General features: G+C 73.5%; 23 protein-coding genes. 15 read left to right on the forward strand and 8 right to left on the reverse strand.

Annotated elements, in window-relative coordinates:
* The first annotated feature begins 37 nt into the window (after positions 1–37).
* Complete coding sequence (locus ACGFI1_RS36660; protein WP_392792053.1) at positions 38–892, forward strand: universal stress protein; 855 nt, start codon at positions 38–40, stop codon at positions 890–892.
* A gap of 51 nt (positions 893–943) precedes the next feature.
* On the opposite strand, the gene ACGFI1_RS36665 is transcribed toward ACGFI1_RS36660, so the two are convergent.
* Genes ACGFI1_RS36665 through ACGFI1_RS36675 form a run of 3 tightly spaced genes read right to left on the reverse strand, consistent with a single transcriptional unit; the run spans position 944 to position 3,510 of the window.
* On the reverse strand, positions 944–1,726 hold the full coding sequence (locus ACGFI1_RS36665) for an FAD:protein FMN transferase (protein WP_392792056.1): 783 nt from the start codon (positions 1,724–1,726) through the stop codon (positions 944–946).
* Positions 1,719–2,141: an FMN-binding protein gene (locus ACGFI1_RS36670; RefSeq protein ID WP_392741386.1), complete on the reverse strand. Its 423-nt coding sequence runs from the start codon at positions 2,139–2,141 to the stop codon at positions 1,719–1,721. Before ACGFI1_RS36670 ends, ACGFI1_RS36665 begins: the two co-directional genes overlap by 8 nt.
* A gap of 10 nt (positions 2,142–2,151) precedes the next feature.
* Entirely contained in the window at positions 2,152–3,510 is a 1,359-nt protein-coding gene (locus ACGFI1_RS36675; RefSeq protein ID WP_392792058.1) for a ferredoxin reductase family protein, read from the reverse strand.
* Positions 3,511–3,624: 114 nt separating this feature from the next.
* Here ACGFI1_RS36675 and ACGFI1_RS36680 point away from each other — a divergent pair, with 114 nt between their 5' ends.
* From ACGFI1_RS36680 to ACGFI1_RS36695, 4 genes are all read left to right on the forward strand, one after another.
* Positions 3,625–4,365, forward strand: a complete 741-nt coding sequence (locus ACGFI1_RS36680; protein WP_392792060.1) for a response regulator transcription factor — start codon at positions 3,625–3,627, stop codon at positions 4,363–4,365.
* Complete coding sequence (locus tag ACGFI1_RS36685; protein WP_392792062.1) at positions 4,362–5,786, forward strand: sensor histidine kinase; 1,425 nt, start codon at positions 4,362–4,364, stop codon at positions 5,784–5,786. The genes ACGFI1_RS36680 and ACGFI1_RS36685 overlap by 4 nt, the downstream gene beginning before the upstream one ends.
* Positions 5,787–5,871: 85 nt before the next feature.
* The gene (locus ACGFI1_RS36690; protein ID WP_392792064.1) at positions 5,872–6,084 is read left to right on the forward strand and encodes a hypothetical protein; all 213 of its coding nucleotides are present in this window, start codon (positions 5,872–5,874) and stop codon (positions 6,082–6,084) included.
* 3 nt (positions 6,085–6,087) lie between these two features.
* A complete protein-coding gene (locus ACGFI1_RS36695) occupies positions 6,088–8,766 on the forward strand; it encodes a cation-translocating P-type ATPase (RefSeq protein WP_392792067.1) in 2,679 nt (892 codons plus the stop codon).
* A gap of 12 nt (positions 8,767–8,778) precedes the next feature.
* Here the strand turns inward: ACGFI1_RS36695 and ACGFI1_RS36700 are convergent, their stop codons facing one another.
* Positions 8,779–11,091 carry a heavy metal translocating P-type ATPase gene (locus tag ACGFI1_RS36700; protein WP_392792069.1) on the reverse strand — a complete coding sequence of 771 codons (2,313 nt, stop codon included), beginning with the start codon at positions 11,089–11,091 and terminating at the stop codon, positions 8,779–8,781.
* 176 nt (positions 11,092–11,267) lie between these two features.
* Between ACGFI1_RS36700 and ACGFI1_RS36705 the strand changes: the two genes are divergently transcribed.
* The 3 genes from ACGFI1_RS36705 to ACGFI1_RS36715 all read left to right on the forward strand — a co-directional run bounded on the left by ACGFI1_RS36705 (position 11,268) and on the right by ACGFI1_RS36715 (position 13,420).
* Positions 11,268–12,116: a universal stress protein gene (locus ACGFI1_RS36705; protein ID WP_392792071.1), complete on the forward strand. Its 849-nt coding sequence runs from the start codon at positions 11,268–11,270 to the stop codon at positions 12,114–12,116.
* A 141-nt stretch (positions 12,117–12,257) separates the two neighbouring features.
* Positions 12,258–12,917 (forward strand): TetR/AcrR family transcriptional regulator, encoded by a 660-nt coding sequence (locus tag ACGFI1_RS36710; protein ID WP_392792072.1) that lies wholly within the window; start codon positions 12,258–12,260, stop codon positions 12,915–12,917.
* Positions 12,918–13,072: 155 nt separating this feature from the next.
* A complete protein-coding gene (locus tag ACGFI1_RS36715) occupies positions 13,073–13,420 on the forward strand; it encodes a CBS domain-containing protein (RefSeq protein ID WP_392741667.1) in 348 nt (115 codons plus the stop codon).
* 35 nt (positions 13,421–13,455) lie between these two features.
* Here ACGFI1_RS36715 and ACGFI1_RS36720 read toward each other — a convergent pair whose 3' ends face one another.
* The gene (locus ACGFI1_RS36720) at positions 13,456–13,833 is read right to left on the reverse strand and encodes a DUF302 domain-containing protein (RefSeq protein WP_364549889.1); all 378 of its coding nucleotides are present in this window, start codon (positions 13,831–13,833) and stop codon (positions 13,456–13,458) included.
* Between the two features lie 142 nt (positions 13,834–13,975).
* Between ACGFI1_RS36720 and trxA the strand changes: the two genes are divergently transcribed.
* Genes trxA through ACGFI1_RS36735 form a run of 3 tightly spaced genes read left to right on the forward strand, consistent with a single transcriptional unit; the run spans position 13,976 to position 15,303 of the window.
* Positions 13,976–14,350, forward strand: coding sequence for a thioredoxin (trxA, locus tag ACGFI1_RS36725; RefSeq protein WP_138635600.1), 375 nt, complete (start codon positions 13,976–13,978; stop codon positions 14,348–14,350).
* A gap of 17 nt (positions 14,351–14,367) precedes the next feature.
* The gene (locus ACGFI1_RS36730; RefSeq protein ID WP_138635601.1) at positions 14,368–14,643 is read left to right on the forward strand and encodes a metal-sensitive transcriptional regulator; all 276 of its coding nucleotides are present in this window, start codon (positions 14,368–14,370) and stop codon (positions 14,641–14,643) included.
* Positions 14,644–14,691: 48 nt separating this feature from the next.
* Positions 14,692–15,303 carry a class I SAM-dependent methyltransferase gene (locus ACGFI1_RS36735; RefSeq protein WP_392792077.1) on the forward strand — a complete coding sequence of 204 codons (612 nt, stop codon included), beginning with the start codon at positions 14,692–14,694 and terminating at the stop codon, positions 15,301–15,303.
* Between the two features lie 188 nt (positions 15,304–15,491).
* On the opposite strand, the gene ACGFI1_RS36740 is transcribed toward ACGFI1_RS36735, so the two are convergent.
* The 3 genes from ACGFI1_RS36740 to ACGFI1_RS36750 all read right to left on the reverse strand — a co-directional run bounded on the left by ACGFI1_RS36740 (position 15,492) and on the right by ACGFI1_RS36750 (position 19,799).
* Positions 15,492–17,768 (reverse strand): TSUP family transporter, encoded by a 2,277-nt coding sequence (locus ACGFI1_RS36740; protein ID WP_392792080.1) that lies wholly within the window; start codon positions 17,766–17,768, stop codon positions 15,492–15,494.
* The gene (locus ACGFI1_RS36745) at positions 17,765–18,352 is read right to left on the reverse strand and encodes a rhodanese-like domain-containing protein (RefSeq protein WP_138635604.1); all 588 of its coding nucleotides are present in this window, start codon (positions 18,350–18,352) and stop codon (positions 17,765–17,767) included. The genes ACGFI1_RS36740 and ACGFI1_RS36745 overlap by 4 nt, the downstream gene beginning before the upstream one ends.
* Before the next feature lie 391 nt (positions 18,353–18,743).
* Positions 18,744–19,799, reverse strand: coding sequence for a LacI family DNA-binding transcriptional regulator (locus ACGFI1_RS36750; RefSeq protein ID WP_364549881.1), 1,056 nt, complete (start codon positions 19,797–19,799; stop codon positions 18,744–18,746).
* A gap of 173 nt (positions 19,800–19,972) precedes the next feature.
* On the opposite strand from ACGFI1_RS36750, the gene ACGFI1_RS36755 reads away from it, so the two are divergent.
* The 4 genes from ACGFI1_RS36755 to ACGFI1_RS36770 are packed head-to-tail and all read left to right on the forward strand — an operon-like array spanning position 19,973 to position 23,839.
* Positions 19,973–20,938 carry a dihydrodipicolinate synthase family protein gene (locus ACGFI1_RS36755; protein WP_392792084.1) on the forward strand — a complete coding sequence of 322 codons (966 nt, stop codon included), beginning with the start codon at positions 19,973–19,975 and terminating at the stop codon, positions 20,936–20,938.
* On the forward strand, positions 20,935–21,192 hold the full coding sequence (locus ACGFI1_RS36760) for a (2Fe-2S)-binding protein (protein ID WP_392792086.1): 258 nt from the start codon (positions 20,935–20,937) through the stop codon (positions 21,190–21,192). Before ACGFI1_RS36755 ends, ACGFI1_RS36760 begins: the two co-directional genes overlap by 4 nt.
* On the forward strand, positions 21,189–22,664 hold the full coding sequence (locus ACGFI1_RS36765; protein ID WP_392792089.1) for an FAD-dependent oxidoreductase: 1,476 nt from the start codon (positions 21,189–21,191) through the stop codon (positions 22,662–22,664). Before ACGFI1_RS36760 ends, ACGFI1_RS36765 begins: the two co-directional genes overlap by 4 nt.
* Positions 22,661–23,839: an NAD(P)/FAD-dependent oxidoreductase gene (locus ACGFI1_RS36770; protein WP_392792092.1), complete on the forward strand. Its 1,179-nt coding sequence runs from the start codon at positions 22,661–22,663 to the stop codon at positions 23,837–23,839. Before ACGFI1_RS36765 ends, ACGFI1_RS36770 begins: the two co-directional genes overlap by 4 nt.
* The last annotated feature ends 13 nt before the right edge of the window (positions 23,840–23,852 follow it).

Genomic DNA, 23,852 nt, shown 5'->3' on the forward strand with positions numbered 1-23,852 from the left:
ATGAGTGTGAAACCCGCCTGATCGTTGGGAGGAGCCCATGCCCGTACCGGTCGTTGTGGGAACGGATGGGTCCGGCGCCGCGAAGCGTGCCGTCGAGTGGGCGGCCGCCGATGCGGCGCGGCGCCACCGGCCGCTGCACATCGTGCACGCGGCGCGGATCTGGCCGTATCAGGTTCGCCGGTTCACCCCGCCCGATGGCTCGGAGCGGGCGTCACGTGCGGGAAGCGACGTCCTGCTGGAGGCCGAGAAACACGTGCGGGCCCGCTGGCCCGAACTGCGAGTGACCACCGCGCTGGCGGTCAACACGCCGCCCGACGCGCTGCGGGACGAGTCGGAGAAGGCTCTGGAACTGGTCGTCGGCCAGCGCGGGCGCGGCGGCTTCGTCGGTCTGCTGCTCGGTTCCGTGAGCCTTCGCGTGGCCGGGCACTCGCCCGTCCCGGTCGTGGTCGTGCGCGGGGAAGCGGGCGCCGACCGCGGGGAGGTCGCGGTGGGATGGGACATCGAGGACGAGGCGATCGACGTGCTGGAGTACGCCTTCGACGCCGCCGCCGTCCGCGGGGCGCGGCTGCGCGTCGTGCACGCCTGGCAGATCCCCGCGAGCCTCGCCGAGTCCGGGTACGCCGTTGACGAGGACCAGATGAACGACGAGCGGCGTGCGGGCGTCATCGCCGCCTACGCCCCGCTGCGCGAGCGGTATCCGCTGGTCGAGGTGGTGAACGAGGTGATCGTCGGGCACCCGGTGTCCGCCCTGTCCAAGGTGTCGCGGACGGCTGATCTGCTCGTCGTCGGTGTGAGCCGTCACCGATCGGGGCTGCCCGGGCTCGGCTCCGTCGTCCACGGCGTGGTCCATCACGCGGAATGCCCGGTCGCGGTCGTCGGCCGGTCCCGGTAAGAAGCGCCGGGCCGTTCGCCTCGACGAGCAGGGACCTCCGAACGGGCCGTCCTACAAGCCCGAACCTGGCTGGGAGACGGCTAGGGCGACGTCTCCGAAGCCGGATGTGCACCAGGTGGAGCCGTCCGAGGCCACGGCCAGTGCTTCGATGCCGGGATGCGCCTCCACCCAGGTGCGAGCGGCGCCGCCCATGGCGAAGGCGGCGGTGGCGAGGGCGTCGACGTCGGTCAGGTGGCGTCCGACCAGGGTGATCGAGGCGAGGTCGGTGGCGGGGCGTCCGGTGCGGGGGTCGATGATGTGGGCGCCGCGTTCGGTGGTGCCGGAGGTGGCGACCGCGAGGTCATGTCCGGTCACGGCGGCGATGAGCCGGTCGCGGTGGTGGGGATCGGTGAGGCCGATCTGCCATGGCCGTCCTGGACCGGCCTCCCCGCGCGCCTGGATGTCGCCGCCGCCGTTCACGCAGTGGTCGAGGACGCCGGCCTCGTACAGGATCGTGGACGCCCGCTCGACCGCCCATCCCTTGACCAGGCCGCTGGGGTCGAGCCGTCCACCGGGACGGCAGGTGAACGCCCCTCTGGTGAGGCGCTCCAGCACGCGGCAGCGGTGCAGGACGTCGGCGACCTCCGCATCGCATTCGCCGACCGTGAGACGGCCCTCGGCGAGGCGGGACACCTGACTGCCGGGACGGTACGGGGAGAACACGTGGTCGACGTGGTGCAGCCACGCGACGGCCTCTGCCAGCGCCTCGGTGACACCGGGGGAGGAGCCCGAGCGGATGTCGAACGTGACCGCCGTCCCCATCACGTGCTCGACGTGGCGGATCGCGTCAGGCATGGGCCTGGTCCAGGGCGCTCTGCAGGGACGTGATGTACCCCTCGCTGGTGTAGGTCGCTCCGGAGACCGCGTCGATGCGGGCGTTCCCGGCCGTGAGGGCCTCCTTGGTGAGCCGGGGCAGGGCCATGGCCGCGATCTCCCGGTCGCGGCCGTTCGAGGACGGGGCGCGCAGGACCCGGACGGCGGTGAGACGGCCCTTCGACATCGTGATCTCGACCTGGACCGGCCCGTACTCGGTGTCGACGCTCTGGCCCCGGTAGGTCCCGTTCGCGGCGGCCGCCGCGACTCCGCTGGGCGCGGGCGGTTCCGGGGAGGGCGGACGCGTCACCGGGACCGCCTGGTGGTGCGGTTTCAGCGACAGCAGCAGGACGACGCCCGCGAGGGTCGTCCCGGTGGCGATGGTGGCTCGGCGCATGCTGGGCCTCTCAGAACTCGAACGACTCGGTGCGGATGTGGCGGCGGCGCACGCCGGCCTGGCGGAGGGCCCGCAGGGCGGCGGCGGTCATACCGGGCGGCCCGCACAGGTAGACGTCGCGGTGCCGCACGTCGGGCACGATCGATCGCAGCGCGCGTCCGGTCAGCGGGAGCGAGTGCTCGGACGGCTCGTCCACGAAGTAGTGCACGCGGGCGCCGCGGGCGGCGGCGACGGCGTCCAGTTCTCCCCGCAATGCCAGGTCCTCCGGGCGGCGGGCGAGGTAGACGAGGGTGACGTCGCCCGGGAGGGTTTCGAACAGGGTTCGCAGCGGGGTGACGCCGACGCCGCCGGCGAGCAGCAGGGCCCGGTCGTGGTGGGGCCGCGTGCCGGTGAAGCCGCCGTAGGGGCCCTCCGCCCACACCCGCGTGCCGGGGCGGAGGCGGGCCAGCGCGCGGCTGTGGTCTCCGGCCTCCTTGACGGTGATCCGCAGCCGGTGGCCGCGCGGCGGCTCGGACAGCGAGTACGGATTGGCCGCCCACCAGAAACCGGGCGCCAGGAACCGCCAGCGGAAGAACTGCCCCGGCTCGGCGCGCAGCCTGCCCAGGTCGCGTCCGGTCATGTAGACGGAGACGACGCCCGGCGCCTCGGTGCGGACGGCGGCGACCCGCAGCCCGTGCCGGAGCCCCCGGATGACCGGTGTGAGGAAGCGGAACCAGACGAGGAGCACGGCGACCCCGATGTACAGCGTGTACCAGGCGCCCTTCGCCCAGGCGTCATCGACGAACTGGGCGCCGTTGGCGAGCTGGTGGGAAAACGCCAGGAAGATCGCGAGGTAGGTCGCGAAGTGCAGGTAGTGCCAGGTCTCGTACCGCAGCCTGCGCCGCGCCGCCCGCGCCGAGGTGACGCCGACGCTGAGGAGCAGGAGGAACCCGGCCGTCCCCTTGAGCATCTCGGGATAGTCGAGGACGACGGTCGCCGTCTGGTGGACGACGTCCGTCCGGGACGTCACCGCGTACCCCCAGATGATCAGCAGGGCGTGCGCCAGGGCGAGCCAGACGGTGTACCGGCCGCCCATCGCGTGCCAGCGGGCCAGCCGGTCGGTGCCGACGCCCCGTTCCAGCGCCGGCACACGCGCCATCAGGGCCAGCAGGACGGCGCATCCGTAGCCCGCGAGCAGGCCGGTGACGCGGCCCGCCTCGGTCAGCCAGCCGTCCAGCCCGGTGACCGAGCCGGTGCTCCGCCACCACAGCGCGAGCACCAGGACGGCCCCGGCATAGATCAGGACCTGGGGCCAGGAGGACGGGACGCGCCATACCGGCCGCGAAGGCCGGGCGACGGGCCGCTGGACGTCGGGTCTGGTCGTGGTCATGCCGGCCACCCTGCCTACGCAATTTCTGAGTTCCCTATGACAGCGTGGGGAAGACCCCCTTTCAGCGTCTTTTCAGAGGAAACTCAGAGGTTGGAGAGGGATCCTGGCGGCACCATGACACAGGACGAATCCGGGGCCGCGAGCCTGCGCCGGGCGGACGGCACGCCCGTCCGGGTCCTGGTCGTCGACGACGAACCGGACCTGGCCGAGGTGCTGTCGCGCGTGCTGGCGTCCGAGGGCTGGGCCGTCCGCACCGCCGGCGACGGCGCCGGGGCGGTCGCCGCCGCCCGCGACTTCCGGCCCGACGCGGTCGTGCTCGACGTGATGCTCCCCGACATCGGCGGCCTCGAGGTGCTGCACCGCCTCCGCGCCGAGGCGCCGGAGGTGTGCGTGCTGTTCCTGACCGCGCGCGACGCCGTCGAGGACCGCATCGCCGGGATCACCGCGGGCGGCGACGACTACGTGACCAAGCCGTTCAGCCTGGAGGAGGTCCTGGCACGGCTGCGCGGGCTGCTGCGCCGCGCCGGCATGGCCCGGCGGACGGAGGCCGAGCGGCTGCTCACCGTCGGCGGGCTCACCCTGGACGAGGACGCCCGCGAGGTGACCCGCGACGGGCGGCTCGTCGAGCTGACCCCCACCGAGTTCGAGCTGCTGCGGTTCCTGATGCGCAACCCGCGCCGGGTGCTGTCCAAGGCGCAGATCCTCGACCGCGTCTGGGACTACGACTTCGGCGGCCAGGCCCACGTCGTCGAGCTGTACATCAGCTACCTGCGCAAGAAGATCGACGCGGGCCGGGAACCGATGATCCACACCGTCCGCGGCGTCGGGTACGTCCTGCGGCCGGCGGCCCCGTGAGGGGCCCGCGCACGCTGCGGGCCCGGCTCACCGCCGGGCTGGTCGTCCTGCTCGCGCTGAGCTGCCTCGCCGTCGGGATCGCCACCGCGGTGGCGCTCGACCGGTTCCTCGTCGGCCGGCTGGACGAGCAGCTGGCCGCGTCCGGCGGCAGGTTCCCGGCGAGCCTGGAGCACGAGCGGCGCCCGGACGACGACAACGGCCCGGACACCCGCGGGCAGGCGCCGGGGACCTTCGGCGCCCGGCTGTTCGGCGGCTCGGTGACGCAGGCCGTGGTCGTCCGCGGCGACGCCGTCGAGCCGGTTCCGCTCACCGCCGCCGACCGGCGCGCGCTGGCCGCCCTCCCGCCCGGCGGCCGCGGCCGCTCGCTGTCCCTGTCGGCGCTGGAGGAGTACCGGGTGGCGGCGGTGCGCGGCGACGACGGCGACGTGCTCGTCACCGGGCTGCCGCTGCATCCCGCCGAGGAGACCCTGCACCGGCTGGTCCTGGTGGAGGCCGCCGTCTTCGCGGCCGTGCTCGCCGCCGCCGGGATCGCGGCGGCGGCCTGGGTGCGGCTGGCGCTGCGCCCGCTGCGCCGGGTCGCCGCCACCGCGTCCCGGGTGACCGAGCTGCCGCTGGCCAGCGGCGAGGTGGCGGTGCCGGAGCGGGTCCCCGACACCGACCCCCGCACCGAGGTCGGGCAGGTCGGTGCGGCGCTGAACCGGATGCTCGGCCACGTCGAGACCGCGCTGGCGCGCAGGCACGCGAGCGAGGAGCGGCTGCGCCGGTTCGCCGCCGACGCCAGCCACGAGCTGCGCACGCCCGTCGCCGCCATCCGCGGGCACGCCGAACTGGCGCTGCGCACGCCCGAGCCCGTCCCGGCGGACGTGCGGCACGCGCTCGGACGCATCGAGGCCGAGTCGCTGCGCATGTCCGAGCTGGTCGACGACCTGCTCCTGCTCGCGCGCCTGGACGCCGGCCGCCCGCTGGAAGCCCGTCCGGCCGACCTCACCCGCCTCGTCCTGGACGCCACCGCCGACGCCCGCGCCGCCGGCCCGGACCACCGCTGGGAGCTGGTGCTCCCCGAGGAACCGGTGACCGTCACCGGCGACGACCGGCGCCTCCACCAGCTGATCGCGAACCTGCTCGCCAACGCCCGCACCCACACGCCGCCCGGCACCCACGTCACCGTCCGGCTCGCGGTGCGCGGCGAGAGCGTCGTCCTCGACGTGGAGGACGACGGCCCCGGCATCCCGCCCGACCTGCGGGACGAGATCTTCGACCGGTTCGTCCGCGCCGACCCCGGCCGCGCCCGCACCGCGGGCGGCACGGGCCTGGGGCTGGCGATCGTCCAGGCGGTGGCCGCCGCGCACGGCGGACGCGCCGAACTCGCCGACACCGGCCACACGGACTTCCGCGTCACACTCCCGGCCGCGGGCCGGTGAGCGGAGCCGGCCGAAGGACCATCGTCCCGGCCGCCGGTGACCTTGGAGCACTGATCCGCGACCCGCCCCGCCGGACGCTGGAGACATGAACAAGGTCGCCGAGCGCCGGCAGCGCGTGGACGTGGCGAGCCTGGAACCGCCGCTGCGGCCCCGGGCCGAGCGATTCGACGGGGATCTGGAGGGCATGTTCGTCCAGGCCATGGCGGATCAGGGCGTCGAAGTGCCGCGCGGCGCCGTCCAGGACGAGGTGTGCGGAACAGTGGTGGTCTTCGCTTCCGACCCGCGACGTCACCGCTGAGCCATGCCCGCCAGACGACACCACGCGGGCACCGCGACCGGCCAGGCCGAGCCGAGCGCCGATCCGCGGGAACCCCTGCCGCTGCTGCGCAGGGAACTGGGCACCGGAGACCGGGGCCTGTCCGCGCGCGAGGCGGCCAGGCGGCTGGCGGTCTACGGGCCCAACCAGGTGCGGCGCCGGGAGAAGCGGTCCCTGGTGCGGCTGCTGACGGGCCAGCTGGCCCATCCGCTGGCGCTGCTGCTGTGGGGCGCCGGCGCGCTGGCGTTCATCGCCGGGATGGCGGTGCTGGGCTGGGCGATCCTCGCGGTCATCCTGATCAACGCCGTCTTCGCGCTGCTGCAGGAGCACCAGGCCGAACGCGCCGTGGAGGCGCTGGCGGCCTACCTGCCCGAGCAGGCCCACGTCGTCCGGGACGGACGCAGGCAGGCCGTCGAGGCCGCCGCGCTGGTGCCGGGCGACCTGATCGTGCTGGCGGAGGGCGACAAGATCCCCGCCGACGCGCGGCTGACCGACGGGGCGGTGGAGGTCGACCTGTCGATGCTGACCGGCGAGTCGGCGCCGGTGGAGCGGGTCGCCGCCCCCGCGCGGGAGGGCGCCCCGCTGCTGCGCGAACCGAACCTGGTGTTCTCCGGGACGACCTGCACCGGCGGCGAGGCGCGGGCGATCGTCTTCGCGACCGGCGGGCACACCGAACTCGGCCGCATCGCCGCCCTCAGCCAGCGCGCGCCCCGCCGCGACAGCCCGCTGGAGGTGCAGGTCAAGAAGGTCGCCTGGCTGATCGCGGCGGTCGCGGTCGGCATGGGCGCGGTGTTCCTGCTGATCGGCGCGCTGGTCGGGCTGCCGCTCAGGGACGCGCTGATGTTCGCCATCGGCCTGCTGGTCGCCAACGTCCCCGAAGGGCTCCTGCCGACCATCACGCTCGCGCTGGCGGTCGGCGTCCGCGTCCTGGCGAAGCAGGGCGCGGTAGTCAAGCGGCTCAGCGCGGTGGAGACGCTCGGCTCCACCAACGTCATCTGCACCGACAAGACCGGCACCCTCACCCAGAACCGGATGCGCCTCCAGGCCCACTGGACCCCGGAGACCGGGATCGTCACCACCGCGGCTCCGCCCCGGGCACTCGCGGAGGCGATGACCGAATGCACCACGGTCTCCGTCGCCGAGAGCGGCGGCCTGCAGGGCGACCCGACCGAGATCGCCCTGGTCGAGGGGGCTGGGACCGACGCCGCCGCGCTGCCGGCCGCCCGCGACGACCGGCGCCGCGCGATCTTCCGGTTCGACGCGCGGCTGCGGCTGATGTCCACGGTCGGGCAGCACGGCGACCACCTCACCGTCTACGTCAAGGGCGCGCCCGAAGCCGTCCTGGCCCGCACCACCGGTGCCGACCGCGCCGCGGTCATGGCCATCGTGGACGACCTCGCGCGGCGCGGGCTGCGGGTGCTGGCGGTGGCCGTCCGGGAGCTGCCGGCCGGCGGCGAGGCGCCCGAGCGCCGGGAGGAGGCCGAGACCGGGCTGCGCCTCCTCGGCCTGGTCGGGCTGTACGATCCGCCGCGCCCGCAGGTCGCCGGCGCCGTCCGCCGCTGCCACGACGCCGGGCTGCGCGTCCACATCGTGACCGGCGACAACGGCGCCACGGCCGCCGCCGTCGCCGCCGAGGTCGGCATCGGCGTCCCGCGCCTGCGGGTCGTCGCCGAATCCGAGGAGGTCCACGACGACGCGCTGGACGAGCTGCTGACCGGCGACGCCGAGATCGTCTTCGCCCGCTCGTCCCCGGAGACCAAGCTGAAGGTCGCCGACGCGCTGCGCGCCCACGGCCGGGTGGTGGCGATGACCGGGGACGGCGCCAACGACGCGCCGGCCCTGCACCAGGCCCACATCGGCGTGGCGATGGGGCGTTCGGGCACCGACGTGGCCCGCGAGGCGTCCACCATGGTGCTGACCGACGACAACTTCGCGACCATCGTCACCGCGATCGAATCCGGGCGCCGCGTCTACGACAACGTCCGCAAGTTCATCCTGTACATCTTCGCGCACGCCGTCCCGGAGATCGTGCCGTTCCTGGTGTTCGCGCTGAGCGGCGGCCTGGTGCCCCTCCCGCTCACCGTCCTGCAGATCCTCGCGATCGACCTCGGCACCGAGACGCTGCCCGCGCTCGCGCTCGGCCGCGAACCCGCCGAGCCCGGCATCATGAACCGCCCGCCGCGCCCGTCGTCCCAGGGCGTCATCTCCCGCGACATGCTGATCCGCGCCTGGGGCTACCTGGGCCTGGTCTCCGCCGCCCTGGTCATGCTCGTGTTCTTCTACGTCCTGTGGCGCGCCGGCTGGCACCCCGGCGATCCCACCGGCAAGGGCGCCGCCCTGCACCACGCCTACCTGACCGCCACGACGGCGACGTTCGCGGGCCTGGTCACGTGCCAGATCGGCACCGCCATGGCCGCCCGCACCGATCACGCGTCCCTCCGCGAGGTCGGCCTCGCCACCAACCCGCTCCTGCTCGCCGGCATCGCCTTCGAGCTGCTGTTCGCCGCCGCTCTGATCTACCTGCCGCCGCTGCAGGACCTGTTCGGCACCGCCGCCCTGCCCTGGGACGTCCTGGCGATCATCGCCGTGTTCCCGCTCATCGTCTGGGGCACCGACGAGCTCCGCCGCTGGAACCGCCGCCGGACCGGCCCTGGGGAAGCGTGACGGTTCGGTGCGTCAGGGCCTGGAGGCGTCGTGGACGTCGGCGAGGACGAAGTAGTTCTCCTCCTCCTGCGCGAAATGCAGCCGCAGGACCGCGTACAGCTCCTGGACGGTCCGGCGCAGATCCGCCACCGGCTCGCCCGCGGCGGGCGCGGCGCGCAGCTCCGTGATGAGGGCGCCGATGCGGCGCGTCAGCTCGGCGATCTCGGTATGGCCGCGGCTCATAGCGCCGGTGGGGTCGGCGCCGCCGAGAGCCTTCGCGACCGCCGGGTAGAGCAGCCGCTCGTCCTTGCGCTCATGTTCGGCGAGGTCGGTCAGGAAGCCGGTCAGCGTTTCGAACGCGTCGTCCCGCTCCCGCCCTTCGGAGGAAGCGATCGTGTCCGCCAGGACGGGCAGCCGGTCGATGCGCGGCCACAGGGCCCGGTGCTCCTCGTCCAGCCGCCGGACGAGCTCGGCGGCGTCGCCGCGCAGCCGCGGCTCCCGGTCGCGCCCCGGGCCGAGAGCGCGCAGCGCGGCGAGGATAGCGGCGACGTCGATGCCCTCCTGGAGCAGCGCGCCCGCCGCCGGAGCCAGCAGACCGAACGCCGCGGCGACCATCGCGGCCAGCGACAGCCCCATGCCGACCACCACGCTCTGCCGCGCGACCGACCGGGTGCGCCGCGCGATCGCGAGCGTCTCGGCCAGCCGCTCCAGCCGGTCCACCGTGATCACCACGTCCGCCGCCTCCGACGACGCCGTGGCGCCCCGGGCGCCGAGCGCGACGCCGACCCCGGCCGCGGCCAGCGCGGGCGCGTCGTTGACCCCGTCCCCGACCATCACGGTCGCCGCCCGCTCGCTCTCCGCGCGGGCGACGCCCACCTTCTCCGCGGGGGTGAGGCCGGAGTGCACGGTGTCCGCGCCGATCAGCCGGCCGATCGAGTCCGCGACGTCCGCGCGGTCGCCGGTCACCATCACGGTGCGCTCGATGCCGGCCCGGCGCAGCAGGCGGAAGGTGCGCGGCGCGTCCGGGCGGATCCGGTCGCGCAGCAGCAGGACGGCCGCGACCCGCCCGTCCACCCCGACGAACACGGTGATCGCGCCGTGCGCGGCGGCCCGGCGGCGTACCCGCTCCAACCAGGCCGGGTCGGCTTCACCGGCCCAGCTCGCCTTCCCGACGCTCACCCGATGGCCGCCCACGACGCCGCGCACGCCCTGCCCGGCGGTCTCGGCGACGTCCGACGGCGCGTCGAGCGGCAGCCCGCGTTCACGAGCGCCCCGCACGATCGCCGAGGCCAGCACGTGCGGCGACACCTGGTCGAGCGAGGCCGCCAGGGCCAGCGGATCACCGGCGGGCGCCGGACGGGCGGGGACGACCTCGGCGAGCGCGGGATGCCCGGTGGTGACGGTGCCGGTCTTGTCGAACAGCAGCACCCGCGCCCCGGCGAGCCGCTCCAGCGCGCTCCCGCCCTTCACCACCACACCCCGCCGCGCGCAGCGCGACAGGCCGGACACGAACGCGATCGGCGCGGCCAGGATCAGCGGGCAGGGCGTCGCCACGACCAGCACCGCCACGGCCCGCACCGGATCCCCGGCGGCCAGCCACGCCGCCCCGGCCACTGCCAGCGTCACCGGGATGAACAGGGCCGAGTACCGGTCGGCGAGCCGCACGAACGGCGCGCTCTCCGCCGCGGCCTCCTCGGTCAGCCGGACGATCCCCGCGTAGGTGCTGGAGGCCGCGTCGTTCGTCGCGCGGAGTTCGAAGGGCCGCCCCGAATTGACGGCGCCGCTGCGCACCTCGCCGCCCGCCGGATGCTCCACCGGCAGCGCCTCGCCGGTGAGCGTGGACTCGTCCAGGACGGCCGTCCCGCCCTCCACCAGCCCGTCGACCGGCACCACCTCGCCCGCGCGGACCAGCAGCCGGTCGCCGGGACGCACCTCGGCGACGTCGATCGTGTCCAGGCCGCCGCCGTCCGTCCGGCGGTGCGCGACGCGGGGCGCGAGCGACAGCAGCGCACCCAGGTCGCGACGGGCCCGCCGCCCCGCGCGGTCCTCCAGCAGCCGCCCGCCGGTCAGCATCACCGCGATCACCGCGCCGGCGAGGGCCTCGCCGACCGCGATCGTCCCCGCCAGCGCGAGGACCGCGATCACATCGCTGCCGAACCTGCGGTGCAGCAGCCCGGCCACCACCCACCAGACCGCCGGGACGAGTGCCAGCACCGTCACCAGCAGCCAGATCAGATCGCCGGCGGGCGCCCCGGCCGTCCAGCGGACGGCGGCGCCCGCCACCAGCCCGCCACCGGCCAGCGCGAAAAGCACCTCGGGGCCGTGCCGCGCGAGCCCAGTCCGCATGTCCACCTCGATGTCCACCTCGCCGTTCCGTCGAAGCCCGGAACCTTCATGCTTCCCACCCAGAGCCGCGGCTCCCAGGGACGGGCGACTCTTCGGGACGGGGACCTTCGCCCCTGGGGCGGCGCGCGACGGGAGAAGAGCCTGGAAACAGGGAAGGACAACCGAAGGAGAACACGATGTCCGAGCCGATCGTCGTCGGCATCGACGGCTCCGAGGAGTCGGACCGCGCCGTGCGGTGGGCCGCGGCCGAAGCCGTCCTGCGCGAACGCCCCCTGCACATCGTCCACGCCCTGGAGAGCTGGCCCTACAAGGCGCCGCTGTTCAAGCCGGCCCAGAGCACCGAACGGATGACCCGCGCCGGGCACCGGCTGCTGACCGCGACCCGCGAACGCGTCAAGGAGCAGTGGCCCGCCCTGGAGGTCACGACCGCCCTGGTCGCCGAGGAGATCCGGCAGGCCCTGCACGCCCAGTCGGACAAGGCGTTCGAGCTGGTGCTCGGCAGCCGGGGCCGCGGCGGGTTCGCCGGCATGCTCCTCGGCTCCACGAGCCTGCGCATGGCCGCGCGCCCCACCGTCCCGGTCGTGATCGTGCACGGGGACGCCGCCGACCGCGGCGAGGTCGTCGTCGGCATCGACCTCCTGCGGGACGTCGGCGCCGTCCTCGACTACGCCTTCGAGACCGCCGCGCTGCGGGACGCCCGGCTGCGCGTCGTGCACGCCTGGCAGACGTTCGGCACCCTCATCGAGGCCGGCTATGCCGTCGACGGCGAGCAGATCGAACGGGACCTGCGCGCCGAGGTCGTCCAGACCTGCGGGCCGCTGCGCGCCAAGTATCCGCGCGTGGACGTCGTGGACGAGATCATCCTGGAGCACCCGGTGACCGCGCTGTCCAACGCGTCCCGCAACGCGCGCCTTCTCGTCGTCGGCGCCCACCAGCGCCGCTGGACCGCGCCCCGGCTCGGCTCGATCGCCCACGGCGTCATCCACCACGCCCGCTGCCCGGTCGCCGTCATCCCCTCGGCCTGACCCGGCGACAGGGGGTCCGCGCAAATGCCATTACCGAAACAAATGGAGACCGTGACCTTCTCAATCGCATGGTCGCGCACCCGTGCGGGAGTACTGGCTCAACGGGTGCAGTGCCCATGCTGGCGGGTATAGGGCGTCGATATGAACGCAGGTGCGGGTTCTGAACGAGAGCGGATCATTCAGGTCGCGACCCGGCTGTTCGCCGACCTCGGATTCGACGGCACGACCGGCGGCATGATCGCCGAGGCCGCCGGCGTGGACACCGCCGCACTGCTGCATCAAACCGGTGGCACGCTGGAGCTCTATCACGAGGTGATGCGGCGTGCGCACCTCATCGAGCGGGAGATGCTGGAGGACGCGGTCGAGTCCATGCGCCTGACCGTGGAGGGACTCCGTGATTTCGCCGACACCTACCTGGACTTTCATCTTGCCCATCCCCACGTGGCCCGGCTGTGGCTGCACCGGTGGGTGGGGGACGCGGCCGGTAGCGCGGACTTGGAGTCCGAATACGAGCGGCCGCTGACCGACCTGGTCGGCAACGCCCTGCGGCCACTGGCGTCCCGGGGCGTCGACGTCGATTACATGCTGTGGACCTTGGTGTGGGCGATGACCGGGTTCGTCACCTACGGCGTGCCCAACCACGGCGATAAGCCCACGCCGTGGCGCGGCACCACCTCGCTGCCGCACGGCCACCGCGACACCCTTGACTCGAAGGAGATCACGCGGTTCCGCTCACACCTGCACTTGTTGATCGACCGTGTCCTGCAGGCACCGGCCACGGACCGTCTGCCCTCCTTGTAGCCGTCATGCCTGCGGCTTTCCGGGGCAGGACGAGCAATGAAAAGGCGCACCCGCACGAGCGGGGCCCAGGCCGTCCAAATCGGCCGAAGCTCGAACGGGCTGAATTCGATCAATGCAATGGGGGGACAATGCAGATCAGTAATGTTTACCGTCCGATGGTCTTCGGCTGCCCGGCGGATGAGCGACTGGTCGACGTGGCGCGATGGATGAGGGACAACGAGATCGGGGCCCTGGCGGTGCTCGACGGCGAGCAGGTGCTCGGGATCATCACCGAGCGCGACCTCGTCGAGGCGCTGGCGACCTCGCCCGAACCGGCCTCGCAGTTGGCCGCGGCGTACGCGTCGAAGCAGATCCAGACCGCCGGGCTGGAGGAGGACGCGCGCGAGGTCGCCCGCCGGATGCTGGACGCGGGGGTCCGCCACCTGCCGGTCCAGGACCAGGGCCGCGTGGTCGGCATGGTGTCGATGCGCGATCTGCTCGCCCTGGAGACCTGGACGACCTGACAACCCGTCGCCGCACGTGCCGCAGGCTGCCGTCCTCAGCGGCTCAGGGACTCCAACGCCGCGGTGAGCCTCCCGGCGGCGTCCTCGGCGACCGGTTCGAGGCCGGGCTCTTCGCTCACCGTGACCATGACCTGGGGGTCCAGCGCTTCGACGAGGGTGTCGCCGTCTTCGGACCGGACGACGACATTGCAGGGCAGCAGCAGGCCGATCCGCCGGTCGGCCTCCAGTGCCCGGTGGGCGAGCGGCGGGTTGCAGGCGCCGAGGATCAGGTAGTCCTCCATCGTCTCGCCGAGCTTGTCCTGCAGCGTGGCGCGCACGTCGATCTCGGTGAGCACGCCGAAGCCCTGTTCGCTCAGCGCCGCCCTGACCCGTTCGACGGCCTCGGCGAACGGCTGGTGCAGTCTGATGCTCATGCCGTAATCCATAAGTTCGTCCTTTCGTCATCGACGGCCTGCACGTGGTACCCCTACCCGTATGTAGTCGCCTGGAATCGACCACGGCCAGTGGTTGTTCTCATACCCGTAGGGGTATTTCGAACCGTAAGAGGGGGCTGCGATGGCCACGATCGAACTGACGCGCGAGAACTTCGAGGACGTGCTCGCCGGCGACGACATGGTCCTCATCGACTTCTGGGCCGGCTGGTGCGGGCCCTGCCGCTTCTTCGCACCCGTCTACGAGCGGGTCTCCGACGAGCACGCCGACATCGTGTTCGGCAAGGTCGACACCGAAGCCCAGCAGGAGCTGGCCGCCGCCTTCCAGATCTCCTCGATCCCGACCCTGATGATCATCCGCGACAGGGTCGTGCTGTACGCCCAGCCCGGCGCGCTTCGCGAGCCGGACCTGGAGAAGCTGATCGAGGAGGCCCGGGCCGTGGACATGGACGAGGTGCGCCGCCACGCCGCCGAGCACCAGCACAAGCACAGCGCCTGAGAAGGGAGGCGGCGACGATGGAACTGGACAAGGAGTCCTTGGCCGGGGTCGCCGTGCGGCTCCGGCGCGCGCAGGGGCAGATCGGCGGCGTCATCAAGATGATCGAGGAAGGCCGCGACTGCGCCGACCTGATCAACCAGCTCGCCGCCGCCTCACGGGCGCTCGACCGCGCGGGCTTCAAGATCATCGCAACCGGCCTCGAACAGTGCGCGGCACGCGAGGAGGACGCGGGATCGCAGCAGGCCGAGCTCGACCGGGCCCAGTTGGAGAGACTGTTCCTGACGCTCGCCTGACGCGGCTGAGCCCTCGGTCCGCGTCCAAGGCCGGTCGAGGAGGAAGCCATGGACAGCGCCGAGTGGGATCGCCGGTACGCCGGCAGTGAACTGGTCTGGTCGGCCGGGCCGAACCGGTGGGTGGAGGAGGTCGCGGCGGATCTGCCGCCGGGCCGTGCCCTCGACCTGGCCGCGGGCGAGGGACGCAACGCGCTCTGGCTCGCCGAGCGCGGCTGGACGGTCACCGCGGTCGACTTCTCCGCCGCCGGGCTCGCCCGTGCCCGCTCGCTCGCCGAGCGGCGGCTCGGCGAGCGAGCGGACCGGGTCCAGTTGGTCGAAGCCGACCTGCGGGAGTACACCCCGGCCCGCCACGGCGCCGACCTTGTGATCGTCGCATACCTCCAGGTGGACGAGCGGCTGCGCCGCGATGCCCTCCGCGCGGCGGCCGACGCGGTCGCGCCCGGCGGGCTGCTGCTCGTCGTGGCCCACGACAGCGACAACCTCGCGCACGGTTTCGGCGGACCCCCGAACCCCGCCGTCCTGTACACCGCACAGGACGCGGCATCGGACATCGAAGGACGTGGTCTCCAGGTCCTGCGGGCGGAGCCGAGAACGCGGGAAGTCTCCACTGATGCCGGCCCGCGCACGGCCATCGATGCGTTCTTGCTCGCCCGTCGCTGACCTGCCCGGCTCGTCCCGCTGGGCCGGCTGTACCAACTGGCCGCGCTGACGTCCCGGTCGGAATCCATGGGCGATCTGTCGCTGTGTGGGCTTCCCGGACGCAAGGGTTGGCTCCCACGTGGCTGTGCACGTGGGAGCCGTAGTGGGCGTCCTGCCGGGGTGGACCCGGCAGGACGCGCGGGTATCGGTCAGGCCGGGGCGTGGGCGGCGGCCCAGGCGCCGTAGCCGCCGAGCAGGTCGGCGACCCGGGTGCGGCCGGACCGGCGCAGCAGGCTCGCGGCGGCCGAGGAGCGGGCGCCGCCCGCGCAGTGGACGACGATCCGCCGGTCGGCGGGAATCGCGTCCAAGCGGCTGGGCAGCTCTGCCAGCGGGATGTTGACCGCCCCCTCGATCCTGCCGTCCGCGAGTTCGCCGGCGTTGCGGACGTCGATGAGCAGCGGCGGCTCGGCGCCCCCGAGCTCGTCGCGCAGCTGGGCGAAGGTGACACGCTCGGCTTGGGCGATGCTCCCCTCGGGCGCCCGTGTGAAGGCGTCCTCGGGGTCTGCCAGGTAACCCGCCGCCGTGTCCAGGCCGATCCGGGCGAGGCGGGTGATGATCTCCTCCGCCCGGTCTTCGGGGGCGATCACGACGATCTCCCGCCCGGGTTCGATGAGCATGCCGGCCTGCTCGGCGAACCGGCCGTCGGCGGGGACGTTGATCGAGCCGACGAGGTGGCCGGCGGCGAACTCCTGCGGGTCGCGGGCGTCGACGACGGCCGCGCCGGCGTCGCGGCGCGCCAGGACGTCGCCGAGCGGCAGTTCCCGCAGGTGCTCCTCGACCTTCAGCAGCTCCCGCTCCTTGCGGTTGAGGATCGCGTCGTAGCCGAAGTAGTTCGGGGCGGGGGGCTGGCCCTCGGTGACGATGTCGACGAACTCCCGCTCGCCCATGGGCACGCAGGCGTAGTTGCTGAGCCGCTGCGCGCCGATGGTGGACTGGAGTTCGCTCGACAGGTTCTTGCCGCAGGCCGAACCGGCACCGTGCGCGGGGAAGAGCCTGGTCTGGTCGGGCAGCGCCATCAGCTTGTGCTGGACGGTGTCGTAGAGCATCCGGCCGAGCTCGTCGGCGGAGACGCCGATGGACGCCAGCAGGTCGGGGCGGCCGACGTCGCCGATGAACAGGGCGTCGCCGGTCAGGACGCCGTAGGGTGTGGCGTCGCCGGAGTGCTCGAAGACCAGGACGCTGATCGACTCGGGGGTGTGCCCCGGGGTCTCCAGGATCTCCAGGGTCACCTCGCCGAGGCTGATGCGCTCGCGGTCGTGCAGCTTGCGGATCGGGAACTCCGCCTCGGCGCGCGCGCCGTAGCCGATCCACGCCCCGGTGCGGGCCGCCAGTTCGAGGTGGCCGGAGATGAAGTCAGCGTGGAAGTGGGTGTTGATCACGCCCTCGATGTGAAGGCCGTTCGCCTCGGCGTCGTCGAGGTACTCGGACACGTCCCGGCGCGGGTCGACGACGACGGCGCGTCCGGTCCGCTTGTCGCCGATCAGGTAGGACGCCTGGGACAGGCACTCCAGGTAGTGCTGGGCGAAGTACATCGGCGTCTGCATCGCTTCGGTTTCCTTCCGCGGGTCGGGGGTCGGGAGGGCGGCGGTCCCGCGCCGGGACCGCCGGACGGTCAAGGTGATCGCCCCGGCGAGGGCGACGAGGGCGACGGCCGCCAGGAAGATCGGCCGGGCCTGGGCGGGGAGCTCCTGCGCGACGACGAACACGGACATCACCAGGACGAACCAGCCGAAGGCCTTGCGCAGCCGCTCGGGATCGACCTTTCCGGCGAGCCGGGAGCCGAGCAGTCCTCCGACGGCCGCGAGCGCGGTGACCGAGAGGGCGAGCGTCCAGTCGATGTGCACGCTCTGCAGGTAGCCCGCGAGTCCCGCGAAGGACTTCATCGCGATGACCAGCAGGGAGGTGCCGACGGCGATCGGCATCGGCAGCCCGCCGAGCAGGGCGAGGGCGGGCACCACCAGGAAGCCGCCGCCCGCGCCGACCAGCCCGGTGACCAGGCCGACGGCCGCGCCCTCCACGAGGATCTTGGCGAGCGGCATGTTCCCGGCGCGGTGGCCGGGTTCGGGCTCCTTCCGGCCGCGGAGCATCGCGCCGGCCGTGACGGTCATCATGATCCCGAAGGCGATCAGCAGCACGTTCGCGGGGATGAACGCGGCGAGCCTGCCTCCCGCGTAGGCGCCGGCCATGCCCGCGGAGCCGAACAGCAGGCCGGTGCGCCACCGGATCCGCCCGGCCCGCGCGTGCGGGACGGCTCCCACCACGCTCGTCACGCCCACGACGAACAGCGACATGGCGATCGCCTGCTTGGCGTCGACCCCGGCCAGGTAGATCAGCACCGGGGTGGTGAGGATCGAACCGCCCCCGCCGAACACCCCCAGCGTGACCCCGATCAGCACTGCCGCGGCGAGTGTGAGCGCGAGGGTCATGCCGGTCGCCCCTCCTTCGCCAATTGGGCGCTGATCGTGCCGACGTCGCAGCTCGCGCCGCGGTTGAAGGGGAGCTTCGCCAGCAGCATCCCCATGGCGCAGGTGTTGGTGAGCGCCGCGAACGTCAGGCCGCCGCCGATGAAGGCCGCCACCCACTTCAGGCCGGGCACGGCCACGCTGCCCACCACGGCCGCCAGCACGATCGTCCCGGCGACGAACCGGACCTGGCGCTCCAGGTCCCAGCGGTTGCGCCCGTCCCTGTTGAGGGGTGCCCCGGCCGCCTCCCAAGCCGTGATCCCGCCTTCCAGCACGCGGGTGTTGCGCAGGCCCGCCTCGGCCAGCGCCTGCTCGCCCTGCCCGGCGCGGACGCCGGAGCGGCAGATCAGCACGACGTCCTCGTCCAGGTGGCGACACAGTTCGTCGCGGTGCTCCCGGAGCATGTCGAGCGGCACGTTGTAGGAGCCGGGGATGTGCGCCGTGGCGAATTCGCCCGGCGTGCGCACGTCGAGCAGGCGGGGCGGCGTGGGGCCGTCCAGCCGGGCGCGCAGGCTCGCGGCGTCCAGTCGCGTGGGCATGTCGTTCATCGGGCCTCTTTCAACTCGAACCAGGACGCGGCCAACAGGCCACGTCAGATACCCCCTGGGGTATCCACGGGCCCAAGGTAACCGACGGACGGACGATTCGCCAAATACCCCCGGGGGTGTCTATTGGTGCGCCTAGACCACGACAAAGACGGCGACCTGCATGGCAGGCCGCCTTCGCCTCCGCACGGCAGCACTTAGCTCCACGCAGATCGGTGCCCGTAGCGGCGGGTGGTGGATATAGGACGTGGCTGGTCAGGCTGAAGGAAGCCCAACACTCGCTGGGATCGCCTGCCCGGCGTGGGAAAACGCGTGCACCGAGCAGCGTGGACGGCGGGGGCCGCCCACGCACGGGCACGGGAATCTCAACGGCAACGACGCCGCCGACCGGACGTTAGGCCGGGGGCGGGTTTTCGGAGGTTCGGCGGTCTCGTGGTGGGGCGCAGGAGCCGCGTTGGATGAGTTGGGCGCCGACGCGGTAGGTGCGGCCGTTCCTGGTGGAGGGGAGCTTGTCGCGGTGGCGCTCCAGTTGCTGGAGGAGCAGGTCCATGGCGAGTTCGCCCAGCTCCCGGGCCCCGTTGTCGACGACGGTGACGGGAGGGTGCCACCAGCGCAGCCAGCTGATGTCCTCGTAGCAGATGAGGGACAGGTCGTCGGGGACGCCGACGCCGGCGGCGACGAGGGCCGGCAGGACCCCGAAGACGGCTTCGTGGTTGGCCGCGAGCAGCGCGGTCATCTCCGGGACGCGGCGCAGCAGCCGGCCGGTCGCGTCGGAGCCGAAGGCCGGCTCGAACGGGCCGCGCTCGATCAGCCGCTCGTCCACGGGCAGCCCGCGCTCGCGCAGGGCCTGCTCGTAGCCCGCGAACCGTTCCTGGCCGGAGTTCGTGTCCGAGGGGCCGCCGATGTAGCCGATGTGGCGGTGGCCCAGGTCGAGCAGGTGCCGGGTGGCTTCGTGCGCTCCGTCGCGGTCGGCGGCCAGCACGGTCGGGGCGGCGCTCTCGGCCGCGCCGCGGATGAGGTTGACGACGGCGGTGCCGCTCGCCAGTAAGGCGTTGGAGGCTGCGGCGTTCGACCCCGTGCCGATCAGGATGAGGCCGTCCACGCCGTGCTCGCCGAGCGTCTTGAGGATGGTCTCCTCGCGGCGCGGGTCCGCGTCGGTGATGTAGAGCATCATCTGGTAGTCCTCGGCGGCGGCGCGGCGCTGGACGACCTCGGCGATGGTGTGGAACGAGGCGTTCACCAGGTTGCCGACGACGAGCCCGATCAGGCGCGACTGCCGGGACCGCAGCGAACTGGCGGCACGGTTCGGCCGGTAGCCCAGCCGCCGGGCGGCGTCCTCGACCAGGGCCCGGGTCTCGGCGGCGATCAAGGACGAGCCGCTCAGCGCCCGGGAGGCGGTGCTGCGGGACACGCCGGCGGCGGCGGCCACGTCCTTCAGGGTGACGCTCATCGTGCTCCGGTTCTGCAATCGATCCCACTGGCGGAGTCATCATGCCACAGGACGATGTCCCGGGGCACCGGGCCGAAAAGGTTCAGACGCACTCTTGACATCCGTGATCTGGCTCCCGCAACCTTGTGCAACCGATCCCAGCGGGATGAGCTCTACAGACTCGGGGAAAGATCTTGGATCGCGACGACGTCTCATGGCACGGCTACTGGCCCGCGGCGCCCACGCCCTTCACCGCGGAAGGCGCCCTGGACGAGGACGCCTGGCGTGCGCTGCTGCGGCTGTACGTGCGGCAGGGCGTCCACGGCGTGCTGGTCAACGGCAGCACCGGCGAGTGGTTCAGCCAGAGCCCGGCCGAGCGCCGGCGGGTGGCCGAGATCGCCGTCGCCGAGGTGGCCGGCCGGGTTCCGGTGGTCGTCGGCGTCACCGCGTACACCCCGGCCGAGGCGATCGGGCTGGCCCGGCACGCCGCCGACACGGGGGCCGACGGCGTGCTCGCGACTCCGCCGCCGTACGTCCACCCCGGGGCCGAGGAGATCCTCGGATTCTTCGCCGAGGTCAGCGCCGCCACCGACCTGCCGTTCATGGTCTACAACTGGCCGCGCGGCGTCACCGTCGACATCGGCGACCACCCGGACCTCGTCCGGCGGCTGGCGGACCTTCCCCAGGTCGCCGCGATCAAGGACAGCACCGGCGACTGGCTGCGGATGCTCGCGACGGTCGAGGCGGTCGCCGACCAGGTCCGCGTCTTCGGCAGCTTCCTGCACCGGCGCGGCCTGGCCGTCCTGCTGGAGCTCGGCGGAGACGGCAACATCGACGGCGGAGGGCTCGGTGCGCCGTTCGCCGTCCCGTACTACGAGGCGGTCGCGCGACGTGACGGCGCCGCGGCGCGCACTTGGGTGGACCGGTACGCCGGGTTGTCAGGACGGCTCATCCGCCCCGACTACAGCGGCGTGTACGGCTCGCCCATCTCGCAGCTCAAGGGCGCCATGTCGCTGCTCGGGCAGCCGGGCGGGCACGTCCGTCCTCCGCTGCGGCCGGTGACGGGCGACGCGCTCGACGCGATCGGTGCGGTCCTGGAGGAGTCCGGGCTGGTCAAGGCCCTCGCCGAGGAGCCGGACGAGGCCGGAGTGCGGCCGTGAGCACCGGAACCAGGATCACGATCGACGGCGAACCCGTGGACGCCGCCGCGGGAACGTCGCTGACGGCGGTGTTCGTCGCCGCCCGCCGCTGGCGGCTGCGGGACAACCCGGTCAGCGGTGAGCCGCGCGGACCGTTCTGCGGCATGGGCGTCTGCTTCGAGTGCGAGGTCACCGTCGACGGGCGGCCCGGCGTGCGGGCGTGCCTGACCCGGGTGCAGCCCGGCATGGCGGTCGAGACGGGACCGCGCCGATGACCTTGTCATGTGACGTGCTGATCGTGGGCGGCGGCCCGGCCGGGCTGTCCGCGGCGGCCCGGCTGGCCGCCGCCGGGCTCACCGTGACGCTGGTCGACGAGCAGCCCGAACTCGGTGGGCAGTACTACCGCCGCCCGTCGCCCGCCGTACTGCGCGACCACGGTGACCACCGTCCGGAGGGCGGCCGGCTGATCGCACGCGTGCGGGACCTCGGCGTCGACTGCCTGACGGGCCACCTGGTCTGGGGAATGGACGACGACGGCAGCACGCTCCTCGCCACCGGTGCGGACGGGACCCCGGTGCGGCTCCGCGGGCGCTACGTGATCGCGGCCACCGGCGCCTACGAGCGGACCCATCCGTTCCCGGGCTGGCAGCTCCCGGGCGTCACCACGCCCGGCTTCGCCCAGCATCTGGCCGCGGCCGACGGCACCCCGGTCGGTGACCGGGTGCTGGTGGCCGGGTCGGGCCCGTTCCTGCTGCCCGTCGCCTGCTCGTTGCTGGACGCAGGCGCCCACGTGGTCGGCATCGCCGAGGCAGGGCATCCCTACAGGCCCGATGTGCGCGCGGTCTCGACGCTGCGGCACCCCGCCCGCCTCCGTGAGCTCGCGGGCTACGCGGCCCGCCTGGCCCGTGCGCGGGTTCCGCTCTGGCAAGGGCGCGTGGTGACCAAGGCTGTCGGCCGGGACCGCGTCACGTCGGTCGCGCTCGCCGCCACCAGTGACCCGGCGCGCCCGCTGCGGACGCTGGACGTCGACGCCCTCTGCGTCGGCTATGGCTTCCGGCCGCAGACGGATCTGGCCCGCCTGCTCGGTTGCGAGATCAGCTCCGACCCTGTGACCGGCGACGCCGAACCCGTCACCGACGTCTTCGGACGGACGAGCCGCCGAGACGTGTACGTGGTCGGTGAGGCCGCCGGTATCGGCGGCGTCCATCAGGCGCGCACGCGCGGGGCGATGGCCGCCGCGCACATCCTCATCCGGGAGAAGAACCCGGCCGCGCCGGGCCCCCGGGAGCTCGCCCGGCTCGCCGCCAGAGGGCGCGCGCTCACCCGGTTCACCGAGCTCAGCGACGCCCTGTACCCGAGTCCGGCCCGGCTGCAGGAAGCGCTGGCCGCCACCGTCGAAGACGACACCATCGTGTGCCGCTGCGAAGCGGTCACCGCCGGTGCCGTGCGCTCCGCCGCCGTGGAGAGAGCCGGCGGGGATCTCAACGCCACCAAGTCCTGGTCGCGCGCCGGGATGGGACCGTGCCAGGGCCGCTTCTGCGGATTCGCCGTCGCCGGGCTCGTCCGCGACGCCTCGTCCGCCGGCGGGGCACCGTGCGGCGTCCCGGTCTTCCCGGCGCGCCAACCCGTCCGGCCCGTGCCCGTCGAGACGCTGCTCGCGCTCGGCGACCAAGCCGACCGGGCCGACCGGGCCGACCGAGCCGACCGAGCCGAGCGGGCGGACCGGGCGGGGGAGGGCGCAGGATGAGCGCGCTGACCGCCGACGTGGTCGTGATCGGCGCCGGGGTGCTCGGCGGCGCGGCCGCCTTCCACCTCGCCCGGGGCGGGCACCGGGTGATCGTCCTCGAGCGGGGCGCTCCGGGCCGGGAGGGATCGGGCACAACAGCGGGTAACCTGCACGTTCAGGCCGTCCACACCCGGCGGCCAGGGCAGGAGGTCCCGCTCGACAGCGCCCGGTTCCTGCCTCTGCAGCGCGCCGCGAGCGACCGGTGGAACTCGGTCGAGGCGGAGCTGGAGACCTCGGTGGAACTGCGCCGCAGCGGCGGGTTCACCATCGCCGAGACGCCCGAGCAGCGTGCCGAGCTGATCGCCAAGCGCGCCTGGGAGGAGCGGGCCGGAATCGAGACCGAGGTCCTGGACGGCGACGGCGCCCGTGCCGCGCTGCCGCATCTCGGGCCCACCGTCACCGCCGCCACGTGGTGCCCGCTGGACGGATACGCCAACCCGCTGCTGACCACCCCCGCCTACCTGGCGGCGGCGGTGCGGCACGGGGCCCGGCTGCATCCGTTCTGCCCGGTCCGGGCCGTGGAACGTTCCGGATCGGGCTGGCGGGTCACCGCCGGAGACCTCACCGTCGAGGCCCCGCACGTGGTGGACGTCGCCGGGCCCTGGCTCGGGGAGATCGCCGCGCTGGCCGGGATCGGGCTCCGGATGACGCCGGTCGCCATCCAGATGCACGTGACCGTGCGGCTGCCGGAGACGCTGCGGCACCTCGTCCAGCACATCGGCGAGGGCCTGTCGGTCAAGCAGGTCACGGCGGGGAACCTGCTGATCGGCGGCGGCTGGCCCGCGCTGCGGCTGGACCCGGACGGCCGCAGCCCGGTCAGCCTGTCCAGTGTCCTGGGCAATGTCGCCCAGGCCGCCCGCGTCCTGCCGTTCGTGCGGGACCTCCGGCTGCTGCGGGCCTGGGCGGGCCCGCTGGCCGCCACACCCGACGAGATGCCGGTGATCGGGGAGGTGCCGGGCGCCCCCGGCTTCCTGGTCGCCGGAGGCACCTACGCCTTCACATTCGCCCCGCTGTGGGGCGAGACCCTGCGCTGCCTGGTCGAGGGGAAGCCGGCTCCGGTCGACGTCCACGACCTCGGGCCGGACCGGCTCCTGGAGCCCGCCGCGCCCGCCGCACCGATCGAGCAGGCCCGATGAGAGAGGAGACAGC

Source organism: Actinomadura geliboluensis, from assembly GCF_043197915.1.
Taxonomy (GTDB): Bacteria; Actinomycetota; Actinomycetes; order Streptosporangiales; family Streptosporangiaceae; genus Spirillospora; species Spirillospora geliboluensis.

Excerpts from the sequence above, each read along its gene's own strand:
- ACGFI1_RS36745 (WP_138635604.1), bottom strand. The coding sequence starts at position 18,352 with ATGAACGACATGCCCACGCGACTGGACGCCGCGAGCCTGCGCGCCCGG.
- trxA (WP_138635600.1), top strand. The coding sequence starts at position 13,976 with ATGGCCACGATCGAACTGACGCGCGAGAACTTCGAGGACGTGCTCGCC.
- ACGFI1_RS36735 (WP_392792077.1), top strand. The coding sequence starts at position 14,692 with ATGGACAGCGCCGAGTGGGATCGCCGGTACGCCGGCAGTGAACTGGTC.
- ACGFI1_RS36730 (WP_138635601.1), top strand. The coding sequence starts at position 14,368 with ATGGAACTGGACAAGGAGTCCTTGGCCGGGGTCGCCGTGCGGCTCCGG.
- ACGFI1_RS36690 (WP_392792064.1), top strand. The coding sequence starts at position 5,872 with ATGAACAAGGTCGCCGAGCGCCGGCAGCGCGTGGACGTGGCGAGCCTG.
- ACGFI1_RS36770 (WP_392792092.1), top strand. The coding sequence starts at position 22,661 with ATGAGCGCGCTGACCGCCGACGTGGTCGTGATCGGCGCCGGGGTGCTC.
- ACGFI1_RS36670 (WP_392741386.1), bottom strand. The coding sequence starts at position 2,141 with ATGCGCCGAGCCACCATCGCCACCGGGACGACCCTCGCGGGCGTCGTC.
- ACGFI1_RS36660 (WP_392792053.1), top strand. The coding sequence starts at position 38 with ATGCCCGTACCGGTCGTTGTGGGAACGGATGGGTCCGGCGCCGCGAAG.
- ACGFI1_RS36695 (WP_392792067.1), top strand. The coding sequence starts at position 6,088 with ATGCCCGCCAGACGACACCACGCGGGCACCGCGACCGGCCAGGCCGAG.
- ACGFI1_RS36765 (WP_392792089.1), top strand. The coding sequence starts at position 21,189 with ATGACCTTGTCATGTGACGTGCTGATCGTGGGCGGCGGCCCGGCCGGG.
- ACGFI1_RS36750 (WP_364549881.1), bottom strand. The coding sequence starts at position 19,799 with ATGAGCGTCACCCTGAAGGACGTGGCCGCCGCCGCCGGCGTGTCCCGC.
- ACGFI1_RS36740 (WP_392792080.1), bottom strand. The coding sequence starts at position 17,768 with ATGACCCTCGCGCTCACACTCGCCGCGGCAGTGCTGATCGGGGTCACG.
- ACGFI1_RS36675 (WP_392792058.1), bottom strand. The coding sequence starts at position 3,510 with ATGACCACGACCAGACCCGACGTCCAGCGGCCCGTCGCCCGGCCTTCG.
- ACGFI1_RS36720 (WP_364549889.1), bottom strand. The coding sequence starts at position 13,833 with ATGAGCATCAGACTGCACCAGCCGTTCGCCGAGGCCGTCGAACGGGTC.
- ACGFI1_RS36665 (WP_392792056.1), bottom strand. The coding sequence starts at position 1,726 with ATGCCTGACGCGATCCGCCACGTCGAGCACGTGATGGGGACGGCGGTC.
- ACGFI1_RS36700 (WP_392792069.1), bottom strand. The coding sequence starts at position 11,091 with ATGCGGACTGGGCTCGCGCGGCACGGCCCCGAGGTGCTTTTCGCGCTG.
- ACGFI1_RS36705 (WP_392792071.1), top strand. The coding sequence starts at position 11,268 with ATGTCCGAGCCGATCGTCGTCGGCATCGACGGCTCCGAGGAGTCGGAC.
- ACGFI1_RS36715 (WP_392741667.1), top strand. The coding sequence starts at position 13,073 with ATGGTCTTCGGCTGCCCGGCGGATGAGCGACTGGTCGACGTGGCGCGA.
- ACGFI1_RS36710 (WP_392792072.1), top strand. The coding sequence starts at position 12,258 with ATGAACGCAGGTGCGGGTTCTGAACGAGAGCGGATCATTCAGGTCGCG.
- ACGFI1_RS36680 (WP_392792060.1), top strand. The coding sequence starts at position 3,625 with ATGACACAGGACGAATCCGGGGCCGCGAGCCTGCGCCGGGCGGACGGC.